The organism is uncultured Cardiobacterium sp. (assembly GCF_938028185.1).
Lineage (GTDB): Bacteria > Pseudomonadota > Gammaproteobacteria > Cardiobacteriales > Cardiobacteriaceae > Cardiobacterium.
Map to the genome: position 1 here is coordinate 1 of NZ_CALJAH010000221.1, position 1,028 is coordinate 1,028.

Sequence of the window (1,028 nt, forward strand, 5' to 3'; positions counted from 1 at the left end):
GTGGCGGCGTCGTATGTGCTGGCGGGCTGCGGCAGCAGGGCGGGCGGGGCGTCCATGTTGTCGGGCTCGGGGGCAGCGCTGCTCAAGGTGCGCAGGTTGTGGCGTATGTGGGGGTTGGAAGCGGGCTCGCTGTTCACTTCGGCAGCAGCAGGCAGGGTGGCGGCGAGGGCGAGCAGGAGGGGGATGGCGATGTGTTTGCGGTTCATGGGCGTTCCTGGGTTATTCGTGTTTGCTGTTCTGGTACTGCGCGAGCAGGTCGGCGGCGGCTTCTTGTTCGGCTTTTTTGCGGCTGTTGCCGCGCGCGGTGGCGCGGTAGTCGCCGCTGGTCGCTTCTATCTGGAACTCACGCGCGTGTTCGGGGCCGGTTTCGCTGATGATTTGGTAGTCCGGCAGCGGCAGGCCGCGTCCTTGCAGGTATTCTTGCAGTTGGGTCTTGGCGTCTTTGAGGCGGGTCGCGCTTTCCGGCAGGGCGGCGAGGTCGTCTTTGAGGAGCGCGAGGGTGATGCGTTCGCAGGTGGGGTAGTCGCTGTCGAGGTACACCGCTGCAATCAGCGCTTCGACGGCGTCGGCAAGGATGGAGTCGCGCCGCGCGCCGCCGCTTTTCAGTTCACCGCTGCCGAGGTGCAGATATTGGCCGAGGTTGAGGCGGCGGGCGATGGCGGCGAGGTTCTGTCCGCTGACGATGGTGGCGCGCAGGCGGGTCAGCCCGCCTTCGGGGACGTTGCCCCGGTTGCGGTAGATCCAGATGCTGCTGATGGTTTCGAGCAGGGCGTCGCCGAGGAATTCGAGGCGTTCGTTGTGCGCGGCGCTGTGGCTGCGGTGGGTCAGGGCGCGGGTGAGCAGGGCAGGGTCGCGGAAGGGGTAGTTGAGGGCGTGTTCGAGGGGGTGCATTGTTGTTATCGGGTTTGGTGGGCTATTTGGATAGCGGGGGATGCGGGCAAACCCCACCCCGTCCCCTCCCCCACAGGGGGAGGGGGGATTTCTTTTTACATACACTTGAGCGCTCAAGGTGTATGTAAACGGCTCCA

General features: G+C 65.4%; 2 protein-coding genes. Both read right to left on the minus strand.

The annotated features are described in order from the left end of the window. Window positions 1–206 (minus strand): hypothetical protein (locus tag Q0349_RS06430; protein ID WP_298080051.1); only part of this gene is annotated, 206 nt, incomplete at its 3' end. Window positions 207–219: 13 nt separating this feature from the next. Beyond that, on the minus strand, window positions 220–891 hold the full coding sequence (gene rnc / locus Q0349_RS06435) for a ribonuclease III (protein WP_298080052.1): 672 nt from the start codon (window positions 889–891) through the stop codon (window positions 220–222). Window positions 892–1,028 lie beyond the last annotated feature (137 nt).